The following is a 19,660-nucleotide window of genomic DNA, read 5'->3' as shown; positions in this document are numbered from 1 at the left end:
ACCCCATTCAGACGACACAGCCGAGGTGCCACCGTGGTCTTCCAGATGCCCGAACGCTCAGGGCCGGGTTTCCGGCGAAGGGTAGGCCCGCCCTCCCGGCGGGCGCGGGTGGCCCTGCTGACCCTGGGCGTGCTCGCGGTGCTCTTCCTGTTGTTCGTCATGTTCGCGGGCTTCTGGACGGACTGGCTGTGGTTCAGGTCGGTCCGCTTCTCCTCGGTGTTCACCACCCAGCTGTGGACGAAGGTCGGGCTGTTCGGGGTCTTCGGCCTGTTGATGGCGGTGATCGTCGGCTTCAACATCTGGCTGGCGCACCGGTTGCGGCCGCCGCTGTCGGCGATGTCGGTGGAGCAGCAGAGCCTGGACCGCTACCGGTCCGGCCTGGCGCCGTTCAAGCGCTGGGCGCTGATCGGCGTCTCGCTGGTGATCGGCCTGGTGGCCGGTGCCGCGGCCTCCGGGCAGTGGCGGACCTGGCTGATGTGGACGAACGCGACCTCCTTCGGTGAGAAGGACGCCCAGTTCGGCATGGACGTCTCGTTCTACGCGTTCGACCTGCCGTTCTACGAGTTCGTGCTGGGCTTCGCGTTCAGTGCGGTGATCGTCTCGCTGCTGACGTCGGCGATGGTGCACTACCTGTACGGCGGGCTGCGGCTGCAGGGTCCGGGCCGCCGGGCGAGTGTGGGGGCGCAGGGGCACCTGGCGGTGCTGCTGGGCGTGTTCGTGCTGCTGAAGGCGGTCGCGTACTGGCTGGACCGGTACGCGCTGGCGGTGAAGACCGGCTCGTACAAGGGCGTCTCGGGGTGGACCGGCCTGCGGTACGTCGACGCCAACGCGTTCCTGCCGGCCAAGACCATCCTGTTCTTCGTCGCGATCATCTGCGCGGTGCTGTTCTTCCTGACGCCGATCCGCCGCACCTGGGCCCCGGCCCTGATCGGCCTGGGGCTGATGGTGCTGTCGGCGGTGCTGATCGGCGGGCTGTACCCGGCGATCGTGCAGCAGTTCCAGGTCAAGCCGAACGAGCAGGCCAAGGAGACGCCGTACATCCAGAAGAACATCGACGCGACGCGTCAGGCGTACGGGATCGCGGACGCGCAGACCATTCCGTACTCGCCGCAGGGCACGACCACCGCGGACGCGCTCAAGCCGGACGCCCGGACCATCTCGGACATCCGGCTGCTGGACCCGAACGTCGTCTCGCCGGCGTTCCAGTCGCTGGAGCAGCAGCGCAACTACTACGCCTTCCCGAACACGCTGGACGTGGACCGGTACGGCAGCGGGCAGGACAAGCAGGACAGTGTGATCGGCCTGCGTGAGCTGGACCTCAACGGCGTGCAGCGCAACTGGATCAACGACCACTTCAAGTACACCCACGGCTACGGTGCGGTGGTGGCCAAGGGCAACCAGGTCGACGACAAGGGCCAGCCGGTGTTCACCGAGTCGGGTCTGCCGGCCACCGGCACGCTGGGCGACTACCAGCAGCGGATCTACTACGGCGAGAAGACCACCACGTACTCGATCGTCGGCGGCTCCAACAAGGAGATCGACTACACCGACACCAAGACGGGCCAGAACGCGGAGACCACGTACCAGGGCGACAGCGGGGTCTCGCTGGACAACCCGCTGACCCGTGCCGCCTACGCGGTGCGCTTCGCGGAGCCGCAGATCCTCTACGCGGGGGCGATCACCGACGGCGCCAAGGTGATCTACAACCGGACGCCGAAGGAGCGGGTGGAGAAGGTCGCGCCGTGGCTGTCGATCGACGCCGACCCGTACCCGGTGGTGCAGGACGGCCGGATCCTGTGGGTGCTGGACGGCTACACCACCTCGGACGGCTTCCCGTTCTCCTCGAAGACGACGCTGGGCACCGCCACCAAGGACTCGCTGACCAACCAGCGCGGTGAGCTGCTGACCGCCGCCAACCAGGTCAACTACATCCGCAACTCGGTCAAGGCCACGGTGGACGCCTACACCGGCGAGGTGAAGCTCTACCAGTGGGACGACAAGGACCCGGTGCTGAAGACCTGGATGAAGGCCTTCCCCGGCACCGTCGAGCCGAAGGCGGACATCCCGCAGACGCTGGTGCCGCACCTGCGCTACCCGCAGGACATGTTCAAGGTGCAGCGCGACCTGCTCGGCCAGTACCACGTCACCGACGCCAACTCGTTCTTCAACGGCAGTGACATCTGGCAGACCCCGGTGGACCCGACCAGCGACACCAAGCAGGTCCAGCCGCCGTACTACGTGACGGTGCGGATGCCGGACACCAACACCGCGAGCTTCTCGCTGACCAGTACCTTCGTGCCCAACCAGCGGCCCAACCTGGCGGCGTTCATGGCCGTCAACGCGGACCCGGGGGACGACTACGGGAAGATCCGCATCCTGAAGATGACGGGCGAGAGCGGCGCCCCCGGTCCCGGCCTGGTGCAGTCGAAGTTCAACTCCCGCCAGGAGGTGGCCTCGCAGATCACGCTGCTGAAGAGCGGCGGTGACTCCGAGCTGGAGTACGGCAACCTGCTGACCCTGCCGGTCGGCGGCGGGCTGCTCAACATCGAGCCGGTGTACGTGCGCGGACGCGGTGCCAAGTACCCGACGATGCAGAAGGTCCTGGCGGTGTACGGGGACGACAACGTGGCGTTCGAGGACACCCTGGAGGCCGCGCTGAAGAAGGTGTTCGGCGGGGCGCCCCCGGCGACCACCCCGCCCGTGCCGTCCACGCCCGGTACCGGGACCACGCCGACCCCGCCGACCACGCCGGCGCCGGGTGGCGCTCCCACCCCCGGTGCCACCGGCGTCGGATCGCCCGCTCCGCAGCCGTAGGCCGCTGAGCTGCGGCAACCGTTTTCCGTTCCACCCCGCGTCCGTGCTAGAGTTCAATCACCGACGCGGGGTGGAGCAGCTCGGTAGCTCGCTGGGCTCATAACCCAGAGGTCGCAGGTTCAAATCCTGTCCCCGCTACAAAGGCCAGAGGCCCGGAGGATCCTTCCTCCGGGCCTCTGGTGTTTTCCGTGCCGTTCTCGCCCCGGAAGCGGCAGGAACCGCTCCGGTACTATCGACCGTCGCCAAGGACGACGGCAGCGGGGTTTGTGGGGTTGAAGTGTCGGGAAATCGACAAAGCGCCGAAGCAATTCCGTCGGCTTCGGGTCGGCCCCGCCGGAATTCGGCCGGGGCAGGTGTACGCGGGTACTGGGTGATGCGACGATGGGACACATGGGGGACGGTGCACGGCCGCTGACCGGCCGTCGGGTCCGGCGCCTCTCCTGGGAGTCCCCCCGGCCGCGCGCCGGGGCACGATGCCGCGACACTCTGGGGGAGCGGGAGTCGGCATGAGGCTGATCGGCAAGTCAGGCGCCAGGTCCTCGGCGGCCGCCGAGGCGGACACCGACGCCTGGGCGGAGAGCGCCGAGGCCACCGCCAACCACCCCGGAGCCCTGCCCGCCCAGCGCACCAGCGGACTGTCCGAACGCCCCCCGGCCCCGGGCTACGGGCCGGACAGCCTGGTCCACGTGTCGACCCGTCAGTTCGCCGCCGCCGTCGGCGCGTACGGGGAGGACTCCGGCGGGGAGTCGGCCACCGGCGCCGCGCTCGACCCGGCGGGCCTCGACTCGACCAGCTTCGAGACCGCCCTGGCCGCCCGCGAGTCCGCCGCCCTGGAGGCCCGCCACCGGCAGGCCGCCGACAGCGGCGACCCGGACGCCGCCTGCCGGCTCGGCACCCTGCTGCTGCGCCGCGGGGAGCTGGAGGACGCCGAGCCGTACCTGCGCGCCGCCGCGGCCGCCGGGGTGCGCGCCGCCGCCAACAACCTCGGCGTGCTGCTGCACCAGCAGGGCCACCGGGCCGAGGCCGGCCAGTGGTGGCGCCACGCCGCCGTGGCCGGCAGCGCGCCGGCCGCGCACGCGCTCGGGCTGCAACTGCGCGACCAGGGCGAGGAGGAGGCCGCCGAGTACTGGCTGCACTTCGCCGCCGACCACGGCCACCCGCTGGGCGCGTACGCGCTGGGCGACCTGATGGAGCACCGGCGGGACGTGCGCGCCGAGCGCTGGTTCAAGGTCTCCGCCGACGCCGGGCACCGGGAGGCCTCCTACCGGCTGGCCCGGATGCGCGAGGCCGCCGGGGACAAGGAGACCGCCGAGACCTGGTACCGCACCGCCGCCGCCCGCAGCCACGCCCGCGCCGCGCTGCGCCTGGGCGTGCTGCTGGAGGAACGCGCCCGCACCGACCGGTCGCTGCTGGACGAGGCGGCCCGCTGGTACCGGCAGGCCGCGCAGAACGGGGAGTCGCGCGCGGCGTGCGCGCTGGGCTTCCTGCTGCGCGACTCCGGGGACCTGGCGGCCGCCGCCGAGTGGTGGCAGGAGGCCGCCGAGGCCGGGGACGGCAACGCCGCCAACGCGCTGGGCGCGCTGCACGCGAGCCGCGGCGAGGCCGCTGAGGCCGAGCGCTGGTACCGCGTCGCGCTGGACGCCGGCGACCAGAACGGCGCCTTCAACCTCGGCCTGCTCTGCGCCGGCACCGGCCGCGAGCAGCAGGCCGAGCAGTGGTACCGCCGGGCCGCGTACGCCGGGCACCGGGAGGCCTGCAACGCGCTGGCCGTGGTGCTGCTGCAGCGCGGCGACGAGTCCGGCGCCCAGCCCTGGTTCTCCAAGGCGGCTGAGGCCGGCAGCGTGGACGGCGCGTTCAACCTCGGGGTGCTGCACGCCGGGCGCGGCGAGCAGCAGCAGGCCCACGAGTGGTACGCGCGGGCCGCGGCCGAGGGGCACGGCGAGGCGGCGTTGCAGCTCGCGGTCGTCCAGGAGCAGCGCGGCAACCTGGCCGGGGCGCTGGAGCGCTACCGGCAGGCGGCGGCGGGCGGTTCGGCCGAGGGCGCGTTCCGGCTGGCCTCGCTGCTGGACCGGCGCGGGGACGCGGACGCCGAGGCCGAGCACTGGTACGCGCTGGCGGCCGACGCCGGGCACCGCCGGTCGCAGGTGCGGATGGGCGTGCGGGCGGCGGAGCGCGGGGCGCTGGAGATCGCCGAGAGCTGGTACCGGCGGGCCGCCGAGGCGGGCAGCCGCAGTGCCGCGTTCAACCTGGGGCTGCTGCTGGCCCGGCAGGACAGCGAGGCCGAGGCGATGCTCTGGTACACCCGGGCCGCGGACGCCGGGCACGGTCGGGCGGCGCTGCGTCTGGCGCTGCTGGCGCTGCGGCGCGGGGAGCCGGTGCAGGCGGAGAACTGGTGCCGGCGGGCGATCGACTCCGGGCCGGCCGAGGTGGCCGAGCGGGCCGGGCGGCTGCTGGGCGCGCTCGACGCGGAGTTGAGCGCGTAGCGGCCGGCCCTGCCAAGTCCCGGTCCGGTGGCGGGAGTTCGGCCGGAACCGGCGGTTCGCTCAGGGTCGGGAGTCCGGTCAGGGCCGCCGGCAGTTCGCTCAGGGGTGGGAGTCCGGTCAGGGCCGGCAGTCGGGGCACAGGCCGCGGTAGGTGACCTCGGCGGCGGTGACGGCGAAGCCGAAGCGCTCGGTGGTGGGGAGGGCGGCGAGCGGGTCGCCCTGGGGGTGGACGTCGCGGATCGCGCCGCAGCCCGAGCAGACCAGGTGCTGGTGGGCGCGGTGCGCGTTGGGGTCGTAGCGCTTGGCGCGGCCGTCGGTGGCGACCTCCATGACCTCGCCGAGGGCGACGAGTTCGCCGAGCGTGTTGTAGACGGTGGCGCGGCTGATCTCCGGCAGCCGGGCCGTCGCGCGGGCGTGTACCTCGTCCGCGGTGAGGTGGACGTGCTCGCCGTCCAGGACCTCGGCCACGACCCGGCGTTGCGAGGTCAGTCGCCAGCCTCTTCCGCGCAGTCTCTCCAGCAGGTCGTTCATGTCATCCAGAGTAGGTCAAGCTCTGAGATTGGTTCCAGTGTTGACTTGGACAAAGTCCAAGTTAGGATCGTGTCATCACGACCGGACATTGCGGAGGCACACCCATGACGACCCAGGACGAGCTGCGCCCGACCCTGACCACGGAGGCGGGTGCCCCCGTCGCCGACAACCAGAACACCGAGACGGCCGGCGTCGGCGGCCCGGCGCTCATCCAGGACCAGCAGCTGTTCGAGAAGCTCGCGCACTTCAACCGCGAGCGGATCCCGGAGCGCGTCGTGCACGCCCGCGGCGCCGGCGCGTACGGCACCTTCACCGTGACCGCCGACGTGACGCCCTGGACCCGGGCGGCCTTCCTGTCCGAGGTCGGCAAGCAGACCGAGGTCTTCCTGCGCTTCTCCACCGTGGCCGGCAACCTCGGCGCGGCCGACGCGGTGCGCGACCCGCGCGGCTTCGCGGTGAAGTTCTACACCGAGGACGGCAACTACGACCTCGTCGGCAACAACACCCCGGTCTTCTTCATCAAGGACGCCCTGAAGTTCCCCGACTTCATCCACACACAGAAGCGGGACCCGTACACCGGCTCCCAGGAGGCGGACAACGTCTGGGACTTCTGGGGCCTGTCGCCCGAGGCCACCCACCAGGTGACCTGGCTCTTCGGTGACCGCGGCATCCCCGCCTCGTACCGGCACATGAACGGCTACGGCTCGCACACCTACCAGTGGCAGAACGAGGCCGGCGAGCACTTCTGGGTCAAGTACCACTTCAAGACCGACCAGGGCATCCGCAGCCTCACCCAGGACGAGGCCAACACCCTCGCCGGCCAGGACCCGGACAGCCACCAGCGCGACCTGCGCGAGTCGATCGAGCGCGGCGAGTTCCCCAGCTGGACGGTGCAGGTCCAGATCATGCCGGCGGCCGACGCGGCGACCTACCGCTTCAACCCCTTCGACCTCACCAAGGTCTGGCCGCACGCCGACTACCCGCCGATCGAGATCGGCAAGCTGGAGCTCAACCGCAACCCCGACAACATCTTCGCCGAGGTCGAGCAGTCGATCTTCTCCCCGGCGCACTTCGTGCCCGGCATCGGCCCGTCCCCGGACAAGATGCTCCAGGGCCGCCTGTTCGCGTACGCCGACGCCCACCGCTACCGGGTCGGCATCAACGCCGACCACCTGCCGGTGAACCGCCCGCACGCCACCGAGGCCCGCACCAACAGCCGGGACGGCTACCTGTACGACGGCCGCCACGGCCGGCAGAAGAACTACGAGCCGAACAGCTTCGGCGGCCCGGTGGAGACCGGCCGCCCGCTGTGGGCCGCGACCGCCGTCGACGGCTCCACCGGCACCCACGCCGCGCCCTCGCACGCCGAGGACAACGACTTCGTGCAGGCCGGCGACCTGTACCGGCTGCTCTCCGAGGAGGAGAAGCAGCGCCTGATCGGCAACCTGTCGGGCTTCATCGCCAAGGTCTCCGCCGACCGCGAGGACATCGTGGAGCGCGCGGTCGACAACTTCCGCAAGGCCGACGCCGACTTCGGGCAGCGGCTGGACGCGGCGGTCCGGGAGCTGCGCAAGCAGTAGGCGCCGGGCCTGGCACGACGGCGGCCCCCTGACCGGCTCCCACCGGTCAGGGGGCCGCGACCGTCCCTCGGACGCTCGGGCGCTCGGGCACTCGGACGCCCGGGCCTCCGAAGCCCCGGCCGCTCAGACGCTCAGCCGGCGCAGGGCCTCCTCGTGCAGCAGCCCGTTGGAGGCGACGGCGTCGGCGCCGCCGGGGCCGGGGACGCCGTCCAGGCCGGTGAAACGGCCGCCGGCCTCCTCGACGATGATGCAGTTGGCCGCCATGTCCCACAGCGACAGCTCGGGCTCGGCGGCGATGTCCACGGCGCCCTCGGCGACCATCATGTACGACCAGAAGTCGCCGTACGCGCGGGTGCGCCAGCAGGCACGGGTGAGGTCCAGGAACGGGTCCAGGCGGCCGCGCTCCTCCCAGCCGGTGAGCGAGGAGTACGAGAAGGACGCGTCCTCGATCCGGGAGACGCCGGAGACGTGCAGCCGGGAGGCCTTGGCCAGGCCACGGCCGCCGAACGCGCCCAGGCCCTTGGCCGCCCACCAGCGGCGCTGCAGCGCCGGGGCCGAGACGATGCCGACCACCGGGCGCTCGACGCCGTCCGGGCCGTCCTCCAGCAGGGCGATCAGGGTCGCCCAGACCGGGACGCCGCGGATGTAGTTCTTGGTGCCGTCGATCGGGTCGATCACCCAGCGGCGCGGGCCCGAGCCCTGCAGGCCGAACTCCTCGCCGAGGACGGCGTCGCGCGGCCGGGCGCGCTGGAGCACGCTGCGCACCAGCTCCTCGGCGGCCTTGTCGGCGTCGCTCACCGGGGTGAGGTCGGGCTTGGTCTCGATCTTCAGATCGAGGGCGCGGAAGCGCTCCAGGGTGACCGAGTCGGCCGAGTCGGCGAGGACATGGGCGAGTCGGAGATCGTCGTGGTAGTCGGCCATGCCGGAAACCCTAGCCGGTCGGTGCGCCGCGGTGCCCGTGCCCGGTCTCAGTGTGCCGTGCCGCTGAGCTGGAGGCCGATGACGCCGGCGATCACCAGCGAGATCGAGACCAGCTTGAGCACCGAGCTGCTCTCGCCGAGGAAGAGCATGCCGTAGATCGCGGTGCCGGCCGCGCCGATGCCCGTCCACACCGCGTAGGCGGGGCCCACCGGCAGGGTCTTCAGCGAGAGGGTGAGCAGACCGAAGCTGCCGAGGGCGAACACGCAGAAGCTGATGGTGGGCCAGAGCTTGGTGAAACCCTCGCTGAGCTTGAGGTTGACCGCGAAGCCGGTCTCCAGCAGGCCGGCCAGGACCACCAGGGCCCATGCCATCGGGTGCCCTCCCTGTCGATCGACGGTCGGACCGCGGATGGCCCGACTTTCCTATGATCGCCAGGAGGGGCCGCTCCGACACCTCGAACGGGCCACCAACCCCGGGGAAGAGCGGAGCAGGGCCCGACTCAGTCGGCCTCGCCCTCCTTGCTGGCCAGCAGCCGGCGCAGCGAGTAGAGCCGGGCGGCCTCCGCGTGGCCGTCCGCGACCCAGGCGTCCAGCGCGCAGTCCGGCTCGTCGTGGCTGCACGCGCGCGGGCAGTCGACGGTGCCGGGCTCCAGGTCGGGGAAGGCGTGGATGACCCGGGACGGGTCGATGTGCGAGAGGCCGAAGGAGCGGAAGCCGGGGGTGTCGATCACCCAGCCGGGGTTCAGGGCCTTCTTCGAACCCGGCTTGGCGCCGGCCGGCGGGGGCAGCCGCAGCGCCAGGGCGGAGACGGTGGTGTGCCGGCCGCGGCCGGTGACCGCGTTGACGTGCCCGGTCTGCCGCTGGCGGTCCGGGACGAGCGCGTTGACCAGGGTGGTCTTGCCGACGCCGGAGTGGCCGATGAACACCGTGGACAGCCCGCGCAGGTGCTCGCGGACGGCCTCGGCGCCGGTGGTCTCCAGCTCGTCGCGGCGGGTGACCACGTACTTGATGCCGAGCGGGGCGTAGGAGTCCAACAGCGTCGCGGCCGGGGCGAGGTCGGACTTGGTGAGCACCAGCAGCGGCTCCATGCCCGCGTCGTAGGCCGCCACCAGGCAGCGGTCGATCAGTCGCGGGCGCGGCTCCGGGTCGGCCAGCGCGGTGACGATGGCCAGCTGCTCGGCGTTGGCGACCACGATCCGCTCGTACGGGTCGTCATCGTCCGCGGTGCGGCGCAGCACCGAGCTGCGCTCCTCGACCCGGACGATCCGGGCGAGGGTGTCGGCGTCCCCGGAGAGGTCGCCGACCAGGTTGACCACGTCGCCGACGACGACGCCCTTGCGGCCCAGCTCGCGGGCCTTCATGGCGACGACCTGGCGCTCCTGCTTCGTGCCCGGGTCGACCAGGCAGGTGATCCGACCGCGGTCGACGGTCAGCACCATCGCCCCGGCGGCGTCCTCGTGTTTGGGCCGGATCCTGGTCCGCGGCCGGGATCCCCGGCGGGCGGGGCGGTTGCGGATGTCGTCCTCGTCGGCGTCCTTGCCGTAGCGGCGCATGTGCTCAGTCTCCGCTCAGGCGCCCGCCGCCGCTTCGCCGAGCAGCTCGGCCCACATCGCCGGGAAGTCGGGGAGGGTCTTGGCGGTGGTGGCGACGTTCTCGACCTCCACGCCGGGCACGGCGAGGCCGAGCACGGCGGCGGCGGTGGCGAGGCGGTGGTCCTCGTAGGTGTGGAAGATGCCGCCCCGCAGCGGGCGGGGGCGGATCCGCAGGCCGTCCTCGGTCTCGGTGACGTCGCCGCCCAGGTCGTTGATCTCCTTGGCGAGCGCGGCGAGCCGGTCGGTCTCGTGCAGGCGCAGGTGGGCGATGCCGTACAGGTGCGACTCGGAGTCGGCGAGCGCGGCGACGGCGGCGATCACCGGGGTGAGTTCGCCGACGTCGTGCAGGTCGGCCTCGATGCCGTGGATCCGGCCGGTGCCGGTGAACTGGAGGCCCTCGTCGGTGAACTCGCAGGCGCCGCCCATCCGGGTGTAGATCTCGCGCAGCTGGTCGCCGGGCTGGGTGGTGTGCCCGGGCCAGTCCCGCACGGTGACCCGGCCGCCGGTGACCAGGGCGGCGGCGAAGAACGGCGCGGCGTTGGAGAGGTCCGGCTCGACCACCAGGTCGCGGCCGATCAGGGCGCCGGGGGTGACCCGCCAGACGTCCTTCTCGCCGCCGTCCTCGGGGGCGTCGACCTGGGCGCCGGCCAGCCGCAGCATCTCCACGGTCATCCGGATGTGCGGCAGCGACGGGACCGGGCCGCCGACGTGGCGGACCTCGATGCCGTGGTTGTAGCGGGCGCCGGAGAGCAGCAGGGCGGAGACGAACTGGGACGAGGAGGAGGCGTCCAGTTCGACCGGGCCGCCGTCCAGCGAGCCGGTGCCGTGCACGGTGAGCGGGAAGGCGCCGCGGCCGCCGTCGTCGATCCGGGCGCCGAGCGCGCGCAGGGCGTCGATCACGCCGTGCTGGGGGCGCTCGTAGCAGCGCGGGTCGCCGTCGAAGTGCACCGGGCCGTCGGCGAGGACGGCGAGCGGGGGCAGGAAGCGCATGACGGTGCCGGCGTTGCCGACGTCGACCGAGGCGGGGCCGAGCAGGGCGGGGGCGGGGATGACCCGCCAGGCCTCGCCGCCGCCGGTGCCGCCGGAGTCGTTGTTGACCTTCTCCTCGATGGTGACCCCGAGGGCGCGCAGGCCGTCGGCCATCAGCTGGGAGTCGCGGCTGCGCAGCGGGCGGCGCACCCAGCCCGGTCCGTCGGCGAGTGCCGCCAGCACCAGGGCCCGGTTGGTGACCGACTTGGAGCCGGGGATGGTGACGGTGGCGTCGACGGGGCTGGTCGCGACGGGGGCGGGCCACAGGGTCTCGGTCATGGGGCAAGTCTAGGGCTCGTCTTGTGGACCCTTGCCGGAACAGTCCTGGCGGCGGTCGGACGGCGGGGCGCCTGCCGGAGACGGCGGGGCGCCTGCCGGAGACGGCGGGGCGCCTACTGGAGGGGCTGGAGCAGCCAGGCGGTGCCGAGGGCGAGGCAGGCGAGGGCGACGAGCAGGAAGACGGTGACCCAGGCGAGGGCGGGGACGTGGGTGAGCCGGGCGAGCTGGTCGGCGTCGGAGTCGCGGGCCCAGCCGATCCGGCGCTGGTGCTGGAGTTCCAGCACGGGGCGGACGGCGCCGAACAGCAGGAACCAGCAGCCGAGGTAGGCGAAGCCGGCCTGGACCTCGGCGCTGCCGAACCAGGAGACCAGGAAGAAGGCGCCGCCGGCGACGAGCACGCTGAGGAAGCCGAAGGCGTTGCGGATGCGCAGGAGCAGGGCGAGCAGCAGCAGGATCGCCAGCCAGAGCAGCAGGGTGATCCGGTCGGCGGCGAGCAGGGCGGCGCAGCCGAGGCCGAGCAGGGCGGGGGCGGTGTAGCCGGCGGCGGCGGTGAGGACCATGCCGGGGCCGGTGGGGCGGCCGTAGGAGAGGGTGAGTCCGGAGGTGTCCGAGTGCAGTCGGATGCCGGCCAGTTTGCGGCGGGTGGCGACGGCGGCCAGGCCGTGGCCGCCCTCGTGGGCGATGGTCACGGCGTTGCGGGCGACGTGCCACAGCGGGCGGGCCAGGACGGTGAGCAGGGCGGCCGCGCCGGTGGCCAGGACGAGCCAGCCGGGCGGGGCGGTCTGGGTGCCGGTCACCTGGGTCCACAGGTCGCCGAGGGTCCGGTCGTTCGCGTTCATCGGTGTCTCTCCGCCTCCGTCCGCCGCACTGGGCCTTCGCGTTGGGCCGTTCGGGGCAGCCTCCCATGCGGGGACGGTTGGGAGGGAGCGGGTGGTTCTGGCCGGGGGATGAGGAAGTCCTGAGGACGGGCGGCATGGCAAGCTGGCCCGCATGTGCGGTCGGTTCGCAGCGAGCGGCAAGCCCGAGGACATCGTCGAGCTGTTCGGCGTCGAGCAGTGGGACCCCGAGGAGACCCTGGACCCGAACTGGAACGTCGCGCCGACGAACAGCGCCTTCGTGGTGTTGGAGCGGCTGGGCCGGGAGCAGCCGCGGCCGGTGCGGCAGTTGCGGGTGCTGCGTTGGGGGCTGGTGCCGCAGTGGTCGAACTCCGCCGAGACGGCGGTGAAGATGATCAACGCGCGGTCGGACACGGTGCACGAGAAGCCCTCGTACCGGCAGGCCTTCGCCGCGCGCCGGTGCGTCCTGCCGGTGGACGGCTACTACGAGTGGCAGACGGTGCCGGGGGAGCGGGGGAAGGCCCGCAAGAAGCCGTACTTCGTCTCCCGCGTGGACGGGAGCCCGCTGGCGCTGGCCGGGCTGTACGAGTTCTGGCGCAACCGGGCGGTGCCGCCGGGGCATCCGGAGGCGTGGCTGGTGACGTTCACGATCGTCACCACGGACGCCGAGGAGGCGCTGGCGCCGATCCACGAGCGGATGCCGCTGTTCCTGGACCGGGCGGACTGGGACGAGTGGCTGGACCCGCGGCTGACGGACCCGGACGGGGTGCGCCGGCTGCTGACGCCCCCGCCGCCGGGGGCGCTGCTGGCCACCCCGGTGTCGCCGGCGGTCGGCAGCATCCGCAACAACGGTCCCGGGCTCAAGGAGCCGTGGGCCGAGGCCGAGTACGAGACCACGTTGTTCTGACCACTTCTGGAGTCGCCGAGATGAGCACCACCGAACCGGTCCCCACCGACGCCGGGGAGGCCCGGATCACCTGGCACCGGGCCGCGGAGCCCGTGGCGGTGCTGGCGCTCGGCCACGGCGCGGGCGGCGGGATCGAGGCCGGGGACCTGGTGGCGCTGGCCGGGGCGCTGCCGGCCCGGGGGGTCACCGTGGCGCTGGTCGAGCAGCCCTGGCGGGTGGCGGGCAAGCGGCTCGCCCCGGCGCCGAGGACGCTGGACCTGGGCTGGCGGCCGGTGGCCGAGCGGCTGGCGGGGGCGGGGCTGCCGCTGGTGGTGGGCGGGCGCAGCGCCGGGGCGAGGGTGGCCTGCCGGACGGGGGCGGCGAGCGGGGCGGTGGGGGTGGTGGCGCTGGCGTTCCCGCTGCACCCGCCGGGCAGGCCGGAGAGGAGCCGGGCCGAGGAGTTGCTGGGGTCCGGGCTGCCGACGCTGGTGGTGCAGGGTGAGGCGGATCCGTTCGGCGGGCCGGGGGAGTTCCCGGAGCTGCCGGCGGGGCACGAGCTGGTGGCGGTGCCGTACGGCAGCCACGGGTTCGAGGTGCCCAAGCGGGCGCCGGTGGGGCGGGACGAGGTGCTGGACCTGATCTGCTCGTCGGTGGGGGACTGGGTGCTGCGGCTGGTGTGAGGCGGGGCGGTGGCGAGGCCGCGGGCCGTGCGCGGACCGGTTCCGTTCGATCACTCGTGCGAGTGAATGGTGCCGGGGGGCGGGAATGCGGGCGGGGCCGGGGTGGTTGTCGTGTCCGTCAGCATGAGTCACCGGTGAGAGAGGCAGGGCAGATGGGTTCGATCGCGTGCCCGGAACGGCCTGAGGAGCGCGAGGCCACCGCGGCGTTCGCCCCCTCCTGGTCGGAGTGGCTCGACGCGGGCGAGAAGCCCGTCAGCCCTATATCCTCCATTTCTGGGCGGCCCGCCGTGGGCCGTTCCCGTCATGCCGAGGAGGTGGGTCCGGTCGTCGGGACCGAGCACGAGGCCGATCCGGGCCGTGGCCCGGGCGACGCCATGCCCGCGGGCGAGGCGCTCACCGGTGAGGAGCTGGCCGAGGCGATCGGTGAGGACACCTACCGGGTGTCGGCGCAGGAGAGCGAGGAGGCCCGGCGGGGGCGCTTCGAGCGCGACGCCCTGGGCTACCTGGACCCGATGTACTCGGCGGCGCTGCGCATGACGCGCAACCCGGCCGACGCGGAGGACCTGCTCCAGGAGGCGTTCGCCAAGGCGTACGCGTCGTTCCACCAGTTCCGTGAGGGCACGAACCTCAAGGCCTGGCTGTACCGCATCCTCACCAACACGTTCATCAACTCGTACCGCAAGAAGCAGCGGGAGCCCCAGCGCACCGCGGCGGAGGAGATCGAGGACTGGCAGCTGGCCCGGGCCGAGTCGCACATGTCGACCGGTCTGCGTTCGGCCGAGACCCAGGCGCTCGACCACCTCCCCGACAGCGATGTGAAGGACGCGCTCCAGGCCATCCCGGAGGAATTCCGGATCGCCGTCTATCTCGCGGACGTAGAAGGCTTTGCGTACAAGGAGATCGCCGACATCATGGGTACTCCCATCGGTACGGTGATGTCCCGGCTGCACCGCGGCCGTCGTCAGCTGCGCGGCATGCTGGAGGATTACGCCCGTGAGCGCGGGCTCGTCCCGGCCGGCAGCGGGGCAGGGCAGGAAGCGAAGGGCTCGGGCTCATGAGCTGCGGCGATCCGCACGAAACCGAGTGTGGCGAGGTCCTCGACCACCTCTATGAATTCCTCGACAACGAGATGCCCGAGGGCGACTGCGTAAAGTTGCGGGTGCACTTCGAGGAGTGCTCACCCTGCTTGAAGCAGTACGGGCTGGAGCAGGCGATCAAGGCGCTGATCAAGCGTTCCTGCGGGTGCGACGACACGCCGACGGACCTGCGCAGCAAGGTGCTGGCCAGGATCGACTCGATCCGGGCCGGGCAGCGCTCGGGTGAGCAGGTGGTCGCGGTGGAGACCCCCGTCGAGGTGCACGCCGAGTCGGCGCGGCCGGCGCCCAGGCCGGGCGGAGCGGCCGGACAGGAGCCGGCGCACCCCGGTGCGCCGGTCGAGGCCGGCGCCCAGGCGGAGTGACGGCCCGTCGGCCGAACGTCCGTGCGGTGGTCGACCGGTCGGTCGACGACCGGGTGCGGTAGTCACCGGCCCGCCGCCGAGGGCGGGGGTCGGTGGTTCGGGCAAGGAGTACAGCGGCCCCGGGAGCGTGAGCTCCCGGGCCGCTTCCGTTTCCGCCCGCGAGCCGCCCTCACTCGTTCGGGTGAGTCGGCGGTGCGCCGCCTGTGCCGTTGCGGCATCATGCGTCCCCATGCCCGGGTGGCCGCCTATTCTCCTGACGGTCACTCACCGTCGGTCCGTCCGGCGGGTCGAGGCAGCACGGGGTCCGTACGGCGGGGAGGTCGAGATCGCTACCGACTGTGGAGGATCGGCCCTGCCGCGGGGGGCGGCGCGCTACCTGGCGGCCGTCCCGGCGGCGGCGCTGTGCTGCCTGGTGCCGCTGCTGCCCGCCGCGGCCGCCCCCGGGGTGCCGCACTGGCTCGGCGCGCCGGTGGACTGGCCCAAGGTCGCGCTGCTGGCCTTCCTGCACGGCTGCTGGGAGTCCCTGGCCCAGGGCCTGCCCACGCCCTGCCTGGTGCTGGTGCGCCGGCTGCTGCGCCGGCCGGCGCTGCCCGAGCGGGTGCCCGCCCGGCCCGGGGTGAACGCCTTCTTCCCGGTGCTGTTCGCCGGGGTGCTGATGCTCCCGCCGGCCGCCGCCGCCCTGGTCGCCGCCCCGGCCGCGGTGCTCGGCGGGCCGAACGGGCGCGGCTGCCGCCCGCGCCAGCTGTTCAATGGCTCCCAGCTCGCGCTGTGCGCCTTCGCCTCCTCGGCCGCCTTCCACCTGCTGCGCGGCCCGCAGCTGCTGCTCGGCTCCCGCTTCCCGGCCGCGCTGCTGCCCGGATTCGCCGCCGTCGCGGTGTTCTGCCTGGTCAACGGGGTGGTGGTGGGTGTCATGCTGATGCTCAGCGAGGGCCGCGGGCCGTGGGTGCTGCTGCGCGGGGCGCACTCGGTGTGCGGGCTGCCGGTGCTGGTGCACGCGGCCGGGGGGCTGATGGTCGCGGTGCTCTGGCAGGGCCCGTACGGCGCGTTCGCGGCGCTGCTCGCCCTGCTGCCGCTGTCCATCTCGGCCTGGGTGTTCGCCCAGGGGCAGCGCGAGCGCGACGCCCACCAGGCGACCGTGCAGTCGCTGGTGCAGGCCGTGGAGATCAAGGACTCCTACACCCGCGGCCACAGCGAACGGGTCGGCCTGGCCTCGGTGCTGATCGCCACTCAGCTCGGCATGGAGGCCGAGCGGCTGCGCACCCTGCGCTTCGCTGGCATCCTGCACGACGTCGGCAAGCTCGGGGTGGCCACCGAGCTGCTGCGCAGAAACGGTCCCCTCACCGAGGCGGAGCGCCGGGCGGTGGAGATCCACCCGGTGTACGGGTACGAGCTGGTGCGCGGGATCGACTTCCTCGGCGAGGCGCACGCCGGGATCCTGCACCACCACGAGCGGATGGACGGCCGGGGCTACCCGAGCGGGCTGGCCGGCGACCAGATCCCCGAGTTCGCCCGGATCATCTCCGTCGCCGACGCCTTCGACTCGATGACCTCCACCCGCTCTTACCGGCGCGGACGCCCGGTCCGCGAGGCGGTCGCGGAGCTGGAGCGCTGCTCGGGCAGCCAGTTCGACCCGGTGATGGTGCGGGCGCTGATCGACGCGCTGGCCGGCCACGACTGGCAGCCGGTGGTGCACTCCGAGGACTCCATCCAGGCGGTGCCGGACATCCCGCTCGGGGTGCCCGAGCCGGTCCGGGCGGCGCCGGGCCGGGTACCGCCGGGCCGGGTACCGCCCCAGGGCGGGAGCTTCCCCCCGGTGGGGCAGCCGTGAGGGCCGCCGGGCGCGGCGACGTGGGCCGTACCGCGGCCGGGCGGACGGCCGCCGTCCGGGCGGCGCCGGGGGCCGGGGCGTTCGGGCTCCGGAGGCTGGGGCGCGTGCTCCTGGGGTGCACGCCCCGAGGGCGCACCACGCGCGGGGTGCATGCCGCGGCCGCCGCGCTGCTGACGCTCGCGCTGGGCGCGGTCGCGGTGCGCGGGGTCGCCGAGCCGGGGGTCGCGCTGGCGTTCACCGCGCTGATCACGCTCGGCGAGTGCGTCCGCATCACCCTTCCGGGCGATCGGGAGCAGGCGCCGATCGGCGCGGCCGCCGCGCTGGCGTACGCCGTGCTCGGGCCGCTGCGCGGAGTGCCGACCGCGCCCGGGACGCTCCAGGTGGTCGCGGTGACCGGGGCCGGCCTGCTGCTGGGCTGGCTGGTCGGCGGCGCCGGTCACCCGCACCGCCGCCCGCCCTGGGCCGACCCGGCCCGCCGCGACGGCGCCGCCCGCAGGCTGCTCGCCGTCGGCTTCGCGGCCGCCCTCTTCCAGCCGCTCTACAACAGCGGCATGGTCGACCGCTTCTCGCCCGAGGGCCCGGCGTACGGGGTGTTCCTGACCGCCGTGGCCGGGCTGGCCGCGCTCTGCGACGCCACCCTGGCGGCGCTGCTGCGCCGCTCCGGCGGCGGACCGCGGTTCCCGGCCGCGCTGGAGGACGAGCTGCGCTCGCTCTTCGGCATCGGCTCGGCGATCGTCGCGACCGGGATGCTGGTCAGCCTGGCGGCCGGTGAGGTCGGGCTGTGGGCGCTGCCGCTGTTCTGCACCCCGCTGCTGCTCGCCCAGGTGTCCTTCCGGCGCGCCGCCGCCGTACGGGCCACCACCGGGCAGACCATCGCCAGCCTCGCCCGGGCCACCGAAGTGGCCGGCTACACCCCGCACGGGCACGCGCGCAGGGTCGCGGACACGGCGTGCGCGCTCGGCCGCGAGCTGGGCATGAGCACCCACGAGCTCGCTCTACTGGAGTACGCCGCGCTGATGCACGACGTCGGCCAGCTGTCCCTGGTCGAGCCGGTGCCGGACGGCGCCACTGCGCTGCTGCCCGGCGCCGAGCAGCAGCGGATCGCGCGCCTCGGCAGCGAGGTGATCAGCCGCACCAGGGTGCCCCGGCAGGTCGCCGAGCAGGTCGCCCGGCTGGCCGACCCCTGGACCGGACCCGCCTCCGGCGAGGGCCAGGTGCCGCTCGCATCCCGGATCATCCGGGTCGCCAACGCCTACGACGACCTGCTCACGGCGGCCCGCGGCCGGGGCATCGGCGAGGCGGTCGGGCGGCTGGAGGTGCTGGAGGTGCTGCGACTGGGCCGCGGCCGGGTCTACGACGCCCGCGTGGTGGACGCCCTGGCCAGGCTGAACGGCCGGGGCCGCCGCTGAACGACCGGGGGCCGGCCGGGCCCGCCCGGCCGAGGCGTCCAGGGGGCGTCGGGGGCTGCCGAGGGGCGCGCCGGGCCCGTGCCGCGCGGGCCCGGCCACCGCCGTCGCGGCCCCCGGGACCCGGGCCGCGGCCGTCAGGGGTTGAGCGGTCGGGATCGGACAGGCAGGCTGGGGAGGGGCGGGCCCCAACCTCGGCGGTGGGGAGCGCGGGCGGGGGCGGGCGTGGTTGGATGCGGTCGTAGCGTGGAACACCGACCCGGGGCACCGGGCCCCGCACACGTCGGAGGCGGTACGGGCACGGTGGCACGGGACTTGAGCGGACGACGACGGCAGGGACGAACGTGAGGATCTTCCACCGGGCACGGCACCGGCCGTCCGCCACCTGGCGGCAGACGACCGACCGGGCCTTCACGCTGATCGGCGACGGCCGCTACGAGGACGCCGGCGCGCTGCTGGTGATGGCCGCCGACCTGGAGCCGTGGCTCTCCGACTCCTGGTTCAACCTCGCCCTGCTGCACAAGTTCCGCCGGGACTGGGAACAGGCCCGCTCGGCCGGCCTGCGCGCCGTCGCCCTGCTGGACCGCGAACACGGCGCCCCGGACTGGTGGAACCTCGGCATCACCGCCACCGCCCTCCAGGACTGGCCGCTGGCCCGCCGCGCCTGGCAGGCGTACGGCCTGAAGCTGCCCGGAGGCCCCGGCGCCCAGCAGGACGGCCCGGTCAGTCTGGACCTCGGCACCACCCCGGTGCGGCTCTCCCCGGACGGCGAGTCCGAGGTGGTCTGGGGCCGCCGACTGGACCCGGCCCGGATCGAGGTGCTGTCCATCCCGCTGCCCTCCTCCGGCCGCCGCTGGGGCGAGGTGGTGCTGCACGACGGCGCCCCGCACGGCGAGCGGGTCACCGACGGCGTCGCCTACCCGGTGTTCGACGAGATCGAGCTGTGGGCGCCCTCCCCGGTGCCGACGTACGTGGTGCTGCTCCAGGCCGCCACCGCCGGTGACCGGGACGCGCTGGAGCGGCTGGTCGCCGACGCCGGCTACGCGGCCGAGGACTGGACGTCCTCGGTGCGGCTGCTGTGCCGGGCCTGCTCGGAGAGCCGGATGGCCTCCGACGACGGCGTCGCCGCCCACCACGACCCCCACGACGACGGCGACGCCGCCCACCCCGGCCACCTCAGCCACCTCAGCCAGGGCGGCGCGGCCGGGATGTCCTGGCTGGTCGAGCGCGAGTGCGGGATCGCCGCCCCGGCGCACCTGGTGCGCACCCTGCTGGACCGCTGGGTCGCGGCGGCCCCGGGAAGCCGGGCTTACCGGGACCTCGAAGAGGTGTGCTGA

Annotated in this window: 15 protein-coding genes, 1 tRNA gene and 1 pseudogene; 11 read left to right on the top strand and 6 right to left on the bottom strand. The window is 73.6% G+C overall.

Going from position 1 to position 19,660, the window contains the following annotated elements; translation table 11 throughout:
• Positions 1 to 45 precede the first annotated feature (45 nt).
• The 3 genes and pseudogenes from ACZ5OX_RS15165 to ACZ5OX_RS15155 all read left to right on the top strand — a co-directional run.
• Positions 46 to 2,757: pseudogene (locus ACZ5OX_RS15165) on the top strand (UPF0182 family membrane protein); the annotation flags it as partial.
• A gap of 121 nt (positions 2,758 to 2,878) precedes the next feature.
• Positions 2,879 to 2,952 (top strand) — tRNA-Met (locus ACZ5OX_RS15160).
• A gap of 368 nt (positions 2,953 to 3,320) precedes the next feature.
• Positions 3,321 to 5,297, top strand: a complete 1,977-nt coding sequence (locus ACZ5OX_RS15155; RefSeq protein WP_465630267.1) for a tetratricopeptide repeat protein — start codon at positions 3,321 to 3,323, stop codon at positions 5,295 to 5,297.
• 117 nt (positions 5,298 to 5,414) lie between these two features.
• On the opposite strand, the gene ACZ5OX_RS15150 is transcribed toward ACZ5OX_RS15155, so the two are convergent.
• Entirely contained in the window at positions 5,415 to 5,828 is a 414-nt protein-coding gene (locus tag ACZ5OX_RS15150; protein WP_465630266.1) for a Fur family transcriptional regulator, read from the bottom strand.
• Between the two features lie 104 nt (positions 5,829 to 5,932).
• Here ACZ5OX_RS15150 and ACZ5OX_RS15145 point away from each other — a divergent pair, with 104 nt between their 5' ends.
• Entirely contained in the window at positions 5,933 to 7,408 is a 1,476-nt protein-coding gene (locus ACZ5OX_RS15145) for a catalase (protein WP_465630265.1), read from the top strand.
• A 123-nt stretch (positions 7,409 to 7,531) separates the two neighbouring features.
• Here ACZ5OX_RS15145 and hisN read toward each other — a convergent pair whose 3' ends face one another.
• The 5 genes from hisN to ACZ5OX_RS15120 all read right to left on the bottom strand — a co-directional run bounded on the left by hisN (position 7,532) and on the right by ACZ5OX_RS15120 (position 12,067).
• On the bottom strand, positions 7,532 to 8,329 hold the full coding sequence (gene hisN, locus ACZ5OX_RS15140) for a histidinol-phosphatase (protein ID WP_449790027.1): 798 nt from the start codon (positions 8,327 to 8,329) through the stop codon (positions 7,532 to 7,534).
• Positions 8,330 to 8,376: 47 nt separating this feature from the next.
• On the bottom strand, positions 8,377 to 8,700 hold the full coding sequence (locus tag ACZ5OX_RS15135) for a DMT family transporter (protein WP_465630264.1): 324 nt from the start codon (positions 8,698 to 8,700) through the stop codon (positions 8,377 to 8,379).
• A 128-nt stretch (positions 8,701 to 8,828) separates the two neighbouring features.
• A complete protein-coding gene (rsgA, locus tag ACZ5OX_RS15130) occupies positions 8,829 to 9,881 on the bottom strand; it encodes a ribosome small subunit-dependent GTPase A (protein ID WP_465630263.1) in 1,053 nt (350 codons plus the stop codon).
• A 15-nt stretch (positions 9,882 to 9,896) separates the two neighbouring features.
• A complete protein-coding gene (gene aroA, locus ACZ5OX_RS15125; protein WP_465630262.1) occupies positions 9,897 to 11,228 on the bottom strand; it encodes a 3-phosphoshikimate 1-carboxyvinyltransferase in 1,332 nt (443 codons plus the stop codon).
• 113 nt (positions 11,229 to 11,341) lie between these two features.
• Entirely contained in the window at positions 11,342 to 12,067 is a 726-nt protein-coding gene (locus tag ACZ5OX_RS15120) for a M50 family metallopeptidase (RefSeq protein ID WP_449790024.1), read from the bottom strand.
• Between the two features lie 151 nt (positions 12,068 to 12,218).
• Between ACZ5OX_RS15120 and ACZ5OX_RS15115 the strand changes: the two genes are divergently transcribed.
• The 7 genes from ACZ5OX_RS15115 (at position 12,219) to ACZ5OX_RS15085 (ending at position 19,660) form a co-directional block, all read left to right on the top strand.
• Complete coding sequence (locus tag ACZ5OX_RS15115; protein ID WP_465630261.1) at positions 12,219 to 12,971, top strand: SOS response-associated peptidase; 753 nt, start codon at positions 12,219 to 12,221, stop codon at positions 12,969 to 12,971.
• 20 nt (positions 12,972 to 12,991) lie between these two features.
• The gene (locus ACZ5OX_RS15110) at positions 12,992 to 13,630 is read left to right on the top strand and encodes an alpha/beta hydrolase family protein (RefSeq protein ID WP_465630260.1); all 639 of its coding nucleotides are present in this window, start codon (positions 12,992 to 12,994) and stop codon (positions 13,628 to 13,630) included.
• Positions 13,631 to 13,782: 152 nt separating this feature from the next.
• Complete coding sequence (locus tag ACZ5OX_RS15105) at positions 13,783 to 14,688, top strand: sigma-70 family RNA polymerase sigma factor (protein ID WP_449790021.1); 906 nt, start codon at positions 13,783 to 13,785, stop codon at positions 14,686 to 14,688.
• Entirely contained in the window at positions 14,685 to 15,089 is a 405-nt protein-coding gene (gene rsrA, locus ACZ5OX_RS15100; protein WP_449790020.1) for a mycothiol system anti-sigma-R factor, read from the top strand. The genes ACZ5OX_RS15105 and rsrA overlap by 4 nt, the downstream gene beginning before the upstream one ends.
• A 412-nt stretch (positions 15,090 to 15,501) precedes the next feature.
• Positions 15,502 to 16,917 (top strand): HD-GYP domain-containing protein, encoded by a 1,416-nt coding sequence (locus ACZ5OX_RS15095; protein ID WP_465630259.1) that lies wholly within the window; start codon positions 15,502 to 15,504, stop codon positions 16,915 to 16,917.
• A gap of 146 nt (positions 16,918 to 17,063) precedes the next feature.
• Positions 17,064 to 18,326 carry an HD-GYP domain-containing protein gene (locus ACZ5OX_RS15090; protein ID WP_465630258.1) on the top strand — a complete coding sequence of 421 codons (1,263 nt, stop codon included), beginning with the start codon at positions 17,064 to 17,066 and terminating at the stop codon, positions 18,324 to 18,326.
• Positions 18,327 to 18,667: 341 nt separating this feature from the next.
• Positions 18,668 to 19,660 (top strand): tetratricopeptide repeat protein, encoded by a 993-nt coding sequence (locus ACZ5OX_RS15085; protein WP_392873328.1) that lies wholly within the window; start codon positions 18,668 to 18,670, stop codon positions 19,658 to 19,660.

It is taken from the genome of Kitasatospora sp. NPDC032121 (assembly GCF_055580145.1).
This window is presented reverse-complemented; position numbering and strand designations above follow the sequence as displayed.